Origin of the sequence: Arthrobacter sp. OV608 (assembly GCA_900110595.1) — a bacterium.
Classification (GTDB): Bacteria; Actinomycetota; Actinomycetes; order Actinomycetales; family Micrococcaceae; genus Arthrobacter.
Window position 1 is genome coordinate 163,049 of the sequence record FOEZ01000009.1, and the last position, 8,131, is coordinate 171,179.

Annotated in this window: 4 protein-coding genes; 1 reads left to right on the plus strand and 3 read right to left on the minus strand. The window is 57.7% G+C overall.

Annotated elements, in window-relative coordinates; all coding sequences use genetic code 11:
- Positions 1-212 precede the first annotated feature (212 nt).
- The 3 genes from BMX78_RS13815 to BMX78_RS13825 form a co-directional block, all read right to left on the minus strand.
- Positions 213-2,366, minus strand: a complete 2,154-nt coding sequence (locus BMX78_RS13815; protein ID WP_091420236.1) for an amylo-alpha-1,6-glucosidase — start codon at positions 2,364-2,366, stop codon at positions 213-215.
- 195 nt (positions 2,367-2,561) lie between these two features.
- Positions 2,562-3,524, minus strand: a complete 963-nt coding sequence (locus BMX78_RS13820; protein WP_170850815.1) for an alpha/beta hydrolase fold domain-containing protein — start codon at positions 3,522-3,524, stop codon at positions 2,562-2,564.
- A gap of 150 nt (positions 3,525-3,674) precedes the next feature.
- Complete coding sequence (locus BMX78_RS13825; protein WP_091420239.1) at positions 3,675-5,963, minus strand: molybdopterin-dependent oxidoreductase; 2,289 nt, start codon at positions 5,961-5,963, stop codon at positions 3,675-3,677.
- Positions 5,964-6,447: 484 nt separating this feature from the next.
- Here BMX78_RS13825 and BMX78_RS13830 point away from each other — a divergent pair, with 484 nt between their 5' ends.
- Positions 6,448-7,902: an APC family permease gene (locus tag BMX78_RS13830; RefSeq protein ID WP_091420241.1), complete on the plus strand. Its 1,455-nt coding sequence runs from the start codon at positions 6,448-6,450 to the stop codon at positions 7,900-7,902.
- Positions 7,903-8,131: the final 229 nt, after the last annotated feature.

The window sequence follows — 8,131 nt, forward strand, 5'->3', positions numbered from 1 at the left end:
ACGGGGCCGCGATGGTCAGTCACTCTGACGTATCATGCGGACAGCGGAGCCACGGCTGAGTGAAGCACACGAAGATCAAGACGTAGATGCATTGGAATCTTGCCCGTAGGTTCACGTCCCCGTGGAGGACCGGCTTGTCAGGTTTCGAAGGAGTTTGCTCGTGTCAGCAATCTGCACCAACGGCAGCGAGGACTTGGCTTGCCGCTAAGATGCTAGCCCTTGCGGCGTCGATCGGCTTGGTCTACCAGCTCCGTGATCCATGGCCTGTGCCCGCGATGAAAAGTCAAGTGTGGGGGTAGTCCCTGCACTAATGGGGCGGAGTTCGAGATGTCGATGGTGATCCTGCCGCCGGCCATGGGTGCATTGGTGATGTGGACGTCGCCAAAAGATGCGGGGAGGGCTGGGTCCATCCATACTCCGCCTTGGGATACGTGTGCGTCGTACCGCATGAGGCTTGTCACCAGTAGGATGGGCGTCGTTGATGCCCAGGCCTGAGGCGAGCATGCTGTCGGGTAGGGCAGAGGCACGGCGAATTGATCCCGGCTGAAACCGCAAAACAATTCCGGGAGGCGGCCACCGGAAAACTCGGCCGCCTCCAGCAGAGCGGTTGAGATCCGTTGCGCCTCGTCCACGAACCCGTACCGGAGGAGTCCGGCTGCGATGATGGCGTTGTCGTGTGGCCAAACGGAACCGTTGTGATAGCTGGCGGGGTTGTACGCGCCCATATCCGTGGCCAAGGTTCGGACTCCCCATCCGCTGAACATTTCGGGGGACATGAGGTGCTTTACCACCGACGGCGCCTTGTCCTCATCCACAAGTCCGAGCCACAGGCAGTGACCCATGTTGGAAGCGCAAGCGTCGACCTGGCGCTTCTTGCCGTCCAAGGCCACGGCGTAATAGCCACGTTCCGGCATCCAGAATTCCTCGTTAAAGCGCTTCTTCAACTGCACCATAAGATCGGCGTACTTGTTCCCCAGGGCATCGTCTCCGGCGTCATAAGCCATCCAGGCGCGGGCTGCGTAGGCTCCATAGACATACGCCTGCACCTCACACAGGGCTATCGGTGGCTCGGGCATACTGCCATCTGCGAAATTAATACCGTCCCAGGAATCCTTCCAGCCCTGATTGATCAACCCTCGGTTGTTCAGGCGCTCATATTCGACGAAACCGTCGCCGTCTTTGTCCCCGTATTTCTGAATCCATTCCAGCGCGCGGTCTGCGTGAGGCAGCAGAGCAGCAATGGTGTCCGCGGCGAAGCCCCAACGGCTAACCGATCCGAGAACCATGACGAACAAAGGGGTCGCATCAACGCTGCCATAGTAGGTGGCCTTTCCTCCCAGCGCCAGTGCGCTTGAGACATCCAACCTGACCTCGTGCAAAATCTTGCCGGGTTCTTCTTCACTAATTGGATCCACTGCGCGGCCCTGGCGGTCGGCGAGCGTTTGCAGCGTCCCCAGTGCTAGGGAGGGATCAATTGGAAGCGACATCTCCGAAGCCCATAATGAGTCCCGGCCAAAAAGGGTCATGAACCACGGTGCGCCGGCGGCCACGACAACCCGATCCGGGTGGTTAGGATCTTCGATCCTGAGTGCACCCAGGTCGTCATAACTACGCCGCATGGTCCGTTCAATTGACCGGTTCCCCATCTGCAGGATCGGAATCTTGGCCACCCACTGTTGTCGGCGAAGGTCACTGGGGGAGAGTTCGCCGTCGGTGTGGACGAAAGACGGTGGACGACTGCCGCCCTGGGTCTCGGGCATCACCGTCAGGGTTGTGCTCCACCGGCCGTGCGGTGGGATGGTCACCCTATATGTCAGGGTTTTGGGCGTGACCTGTGCTCCGGGAGCACGAATAACAACGCCCTTACGGACATCTTGCCAGATGGCTTGAATAACCAGCTCATCGCCCCGGTTCTGGCGGGTTTCGTCCCAACGTCTTTTGGGTCGCGCCTCCTTCACTTCGAAAAGATCAGCGAAATCAGCAGCAACCCTCAGCGAAACCAGGCAGTCCGCACTCTCCGGCGAGTAGTTCCGAACCGTTATCTGTTCGTGGATTCCGGACCCCACTTCACGCAGCCGCTCTACAATAAGGGGGCTATCGGCATGCCCATTAAGACTGAGGACACGTCCCGCAAATAGCGCGCGGTACGGCTCCTTCGTTTCAGCCCCCAACTCTTCTACCACCTGGCCGTTAACGGTTAAGCTCCAGTGCGACAGGATACGAGTGTCTTGGACAAAAAGACCATGTGGATTCTCGGGATGGATATCTCCATTCCCCAAGGAGATACAGAAGGACGAACCCTCAACCAGGGTTACCGTGCCTGCACCTAGAGGCCCCGCAGCGTTATCAGCATTCCAACCGGACATTCCTGCCCTCCGAATAAACGCCAGCCGTTTAGCGCCGGATGCGCCACACGGTCGCAAGTGAACATTCTTCAAATGGACGCTACTCTCACCTGTGCTCTTGGGCCAGAGCGTGGAGGCGGGAAAAGGACCTTGTCCCAGGGGGCACATTCATCCGGCGAAGGACCGTTGGGCGAACTAAGGAGGAGCACGAGGCGCTCAGATGGCCTGAACTTTCTCGTCCAGCGACAGTTTCTTGTCTTCTTCAATTCTCGTCATTCTCCTGTCATACCACCCTCTCCGGACGGCTGCCGATTCCTTGGAGACGTGGGCTTCGGGCACCATCAGATCGGAACCATGTATTGTGCCCGCCCATTGGTGCAGGTCTGCTGTGCCACCGGAACGCCAGATTGCCTGGGCAAAGGCCGTTGTGTCGTCTCGGAAGGCATCACTGGCGCCGCACATGAGAAATACGGGTGGAAAGCCGGAGAAATCTTCGTCGATGAGTCGGCCAGCAGCGAGGTGTGGATAATCCTCAAGTATTGAGGGCGAGGCCTTTCCCAGGACGGCGTCCCACATCACGCGGTACATTTTGGCGAGGGCTGCAGAACTGCTGTCCAGTTGTCGATAGGAGAGCGATTCCATCCGATCGTCAATCATGGCCCCATCGATGACCAAGCCGGCATGGTCCAAGCCGACCGCCCGCGCTTCAAACGCGACTGAAGCGGCTAGATCGGCACCGCCGCTGAGTCCATGCAGGAACAAGGGCGTTCCGTGGATAGTTAAGCTCGTCTGCATGAGCTGCGACCCAACTAAAGGCATCAAGGGAATCCAGCATTCCGGCCGCGCGGGATGCTCGGGCGCACGGCCGTATTCCACTGCAACGACGAGCAAGGACTGGTCTTCAGCGATGTCCAAAACTTGGGGAAGGTCCAGTGAGAGAGCCGCCCCGGAAACCATCCCGCCGCTATGCAACCAAACGATGGCACCACGTGCCGGTTGGTGTGCAGGACCTATTAGATGCGTGGTCACCGAGCGTCCCTGTTGGCCCTGTATGACCTTCGTGCCAACGGTGAACGTCCCATTACGAGTAATCTGATCCTCACCTAGAACGCCTTCCCTCTGTTGAATCATCGCTTCGAGCGCAGCCTGTTGGTCTTCATAGGCTGGAAGGCTGGCCATGGACCGCGCAATTTCTGGATCATAGGGAGGGGGCGGACGGCAGAGGACTGAATTGACATTGACTAATCCGTTTCTTCGGGCCGAATGCGGTACGAGTAATCGGGTGCAGGGATGAACCGCGCGCATAGCCAAAAGCAATGGGCCAGCATCTTAGTGGTCCGGCACCAGCATGGGCGGTGTGAGCACATCCAGCTCAGGAATATCGCCTGACCATGCTTCGACTTCCACGAGCGCGTGCTGGGCAGTAGTGGCCTGGGAAAGACTTGAGGACGGCCTGTCGGATGTCAGCACATTGGGATTGCCGTGGCGGCAGAACGATGGATCATCGGGTGCGGGATCGTACCAGGCCCCTGCTGAAAGCTGGACAACCCCCGGACGTATGGCAGCGGATATGACCAGGCCGGCCAGACACCTTCCACGGTTGTTTCGAACCAGGACAACCTGTCCGTCCGAAAGTCCCCGGGCAGCGGCATCTTCAGGATTCATTCGAAGGGGTTCGCGTCCCTGTATTTTGGACTTTTGACTGGTGGCCCCTATGTCCAGTTGGCTGTGTAGCTTGGTCTTGGGTTGATTCGCTATTAGGTGCAGCGGGTAATCGCCAGCTGATCCAAGCCATTCGTCGGGCTCAATCCAAACGGGATGACCGGGACAATCAGGGTAGGCGAAACTTTCGATCGTCGAGGAAAAAATCTCAATCTTGCCGCTAGGGGTGGCCAGTGGATTCTCAATTGGATCGTGCCGGAATTCAGAAAAGAGAACCTGATCCGGCTTTATCACCGGGATCTCGATTTTCTCGCTCGCCCAAAATGTGTCGAAATCCACGACGACAGTTCCCTTGTCAGCGAGCCTCTTTTGCCACCCGTCGTATAGATGGCGAAGCCAGCCCATAGTGTCCCGGTTTTCGGTGAAAGCTTCACCCCGTCCCATCTTTTCCGCCACAGAGGCGAAGATATCGAAATCATCCCGTGCTTCTCCAGCGGGTGCCGTTAGAGCGTGCATGGGAAAGAACGTAGGGTCGTTACGACCGGCCCCATAATCGTTCCGCTCAAAGGTCATGGTTGCAGGGAGAACTATATCGGCGTGCCGCGCGGTACTCGTCCAGAACTGCTCATTGACGATGACAGTTGCCGGTTTTGACCATGCTCTACGAAATTTTGCAAGGTCTTGGTGGTGATGGAAGGGGTTGCCCCCGGCCCAATAGATAAGCTCGATTTTGGGCAGAGTTAAACGATTGCCATTGAAGTCGATCTGGCTACCCGGTTCGAGCAGCATGTCCGAGATCCGCGCTACGGGGATATAGGACGGTTCTTGGTTTCGCCCCTGGGGAAAGGAGGGCGCGCTCGACACTCGCAAGGGCAATCCGACGTCTGCTGAGGAGCCATATCCATGCTGGAAACCACCACCAGGCAGCCCGATCTGGCCCAGCATGGCTGCCAGCGTCACACCGAGCCAAACAGGTTGCTCGCCATGTTGCTGCCGTTGCATTGACCAACTGATGTTGATCATCGTCCGTGAGGCTGCCATCTCCCGCGCGAGCCGGACGATTCGCTCAGCAGGTATCGATGTCAGCTTTTCTGCCCATTCGGGGTTCTTGGGCGCTCCGTCAACTTCACCGCGTACGTATGACAAGAATTTATCCGCCCCAACGCAATAGCGGTCAAGGAATTGCGAGTCAGTGAGGTTTTCAGCATCCAAAACGAAGGCCAGAGCCAGCATCAAAGCGGCATCACTGCCCGGAACGGGGGCGATCCATTCGGCCTGGGCCTCCCCATAAGTATCATCTGCGATTGGTGATACATCGATGAAGCGGCAGCCGCGCGCAACCGCGTCCCTGATTGCGTTGCGGGCGACATGGCGGCCAATTCCACCTGGGCCTATTCCACTGTTTTTTTCTGACAACCCGCCAAATGCAACGAACAGTTGCGTATTCTGGCTGACCACGTCCCAGGATGTTGCCCTCGCCATAATTTCAACCGGGGGAGCGATGACGTGAGGAAGCAGGACGCCGGAGGCCCCGTAACTGTAGTCCGTCACACCGGCAACATATCCGCCGAGGGAGTTCAGGAATCTGTGGATTTGGCTTTGGGTGTGATGGAAACGGCCGGCGCTGGCCCATCCATATGAGCAGCCGTATACAGCCATGGGGCCGTAGTCCGCGTAGACCCGACTGAGTTCGGCACTTACCAGCTCTATGGCCCGTTCCCAAGACACCTCCACGAAGGGCTCAGAACCACGGCCTGATCCACTCCCCGGTCCGTGCTCCAGCCATCCTGAACGAACGGCCGGGCGCAGCACGCGAGTTGGATGATGTTGCGCTGAGGCGACATTATCGAGAATGTCTCTGGGGTCCGGATCTCCAGACCATGGTTTGACGGACTGTAGAGACGTTCCGTCGCTCTCAGCTTCGAAGGCTCCCCAGTGTGTCAAATGCGTGCCCATGCTTTGGGTCCCCTTGCGTCGTGTCCCGTACGTCGATCTGGATCCCGTTTACATCGTCAGACGTACCAGGCCACTTTGTAAACAGGCTAGGGCCAGAAACGGAGTGGTGAACATTGGAGTAGAGCCGAGAGCCGGTTCGTGTGCTCGGGGAAACTCCAACCCAACGCACAGGCATGGCTGGAACAGCAACGAAACCATCGACCAACCTTGGTGATTTGGCCAGTTCCGGAGGCGTAATCGTTGGGGCCAATATCGTGTCATACCGCTGAACTTTGTGTCCACACGACGCCTGGAGCGGCGGTTCCGAAATCACGTACCGACGCTGCGCGGCAGACGACGCAAATCGCCTCTTGCGTGGAGAAATCACCTATTCGGTTCGTGCGGCAACAACGCGAAACGCTTTGTCACACCAAGCTTGAATAACGCACGTGGCTTACCTCGATCATTGGTGATGCAAGAAGCGTGAACCAAGAAGGGACATTGAATGGATTTGACGATTCCGGCGGCCGCTGAGCGGTCCACCCAATCGCCGCACCTCACTGGCAACATGGGCTTCTTCCAGCTGATCTTTAGCGTAATGGCCTACAACGCACCGATGGTAGTCGTCATCGGAATTATCCCGATCATGGTCATGGAGGGGGCCGGTATCGGAACTCCCATCTCATTTGTCGTGGCCGGCATTATCCTCGCTCTGTTCTCAGTCGGATTTACAAGAATGGCAAGGGTACTGCCCAACCCCGGCGGCTTCTATGCCCTTATCACTGCAGGTCTTGGCCGCCATGTAGGCCTGGGCTCCGGTTATATCGCGTTGCTCGCTTACTTCTGCGTCTATGCCGGCACTTTCTCGTTCGCCGGTATCGTAGCGGGAGATCTCATTACAAACACTCTGCACGGTCCGGAGCTTCCCTGGTATGCCTGGGCGGCCTGTTTTTGGCTTGCTTCCGCGGTCCTCAGTTACTTCAAGGTCGAGTTGTCAGCAAAGGTTCTCACGATCTTTCTCTTCTCCGAACTGACTGTCATCGTTATCTACTGCGTCTTGGTATTCCTCAATGGAGGCGCCAATGGTGCTGGAGTTTCTTTGGAGCCTCTTAGCCCGGCGCATTGGTTTGACGGAAACTTCAGTCTGGGAGTTCTCCTGGCGATCGGTATGTATGGTGGATTTGAGGTTACGGTGCTTTTCCGGGAGGAAGTACGTAATCCAGTCCGCGTCATCCCCCGGGCCACCTTCGCAGTCATTGCGATCGCGATGGCAACTTACGCTTTGTCGTCGGTGGTATTCATAGGTTCTTTGGGCATCGATAAAGTAGTCGGGCTGGCACAGGAAGACCCGACCGGGGCAATGAATGCCAGTATTGACTCCTCCGGCGGAGACGTGCTCGCCACCCTGGCAGCGGTGATGGTCGTTACAAGTACTTTTGCGGTGATCCTGGCTGCACACAACATCACTGCTCGATATGTTTTCAACCTCAGCGCCGATAGGATCCTGCCTGAGAGCATGGCCTCGGTCCATAAGCGCCACGGATCGCCGCACATCGCTTCCATCACGACCAGCGCGGCTGCTCTCGTTCTCAATGGTGCCGCGGTTGTTTTCGGACTGGATCCTCTCGTCTTCTACACGGCGGTACTTGGCATGACCAGCTTCATCGCCCTGGTCATCATCTTTGTCTGCAACATTTCCGTGGGAACCTATATGCGTCGTAACGGCGGTCGGCTCGCCTCGGCCTGGGCTACCGTCGCTTGTCCGATTCTGGCTGCAGTAGGTCTGGGCAGCGTCCTGGTGATGGCGGCAATAAACTTCCCCATGCTGGTTGGAGGTTCCGACGCGCTCGCTGCCGGACTCATGGCTTTTATCGTCGGTGTGTTCCTCTTGGGCGTTGTGACGGCGGGCGTCCATCGCCGTAAGAACGCTGATATTTACAGCCGAATCGGCCGACAGTAATCGTCATGTTCCCCAAGTAATCACGACGGCGACGCGCACCACGAGAGGGAGCGTCGCCGTCGTCGTTTACCCACCGCTGTTAGCTGCCAGATGGGGCGACTGGCTGGCTCCGCCGATAATCCTCAGCCGCACTTAGTGGCTCTTCGCGGTTGATGGGGAATGAGTTCGTGTCGTTGAAGACAAAGGGGCCCGTGGCCCTGCTGGGATGAGGGTGCCTAGCATTCAACCT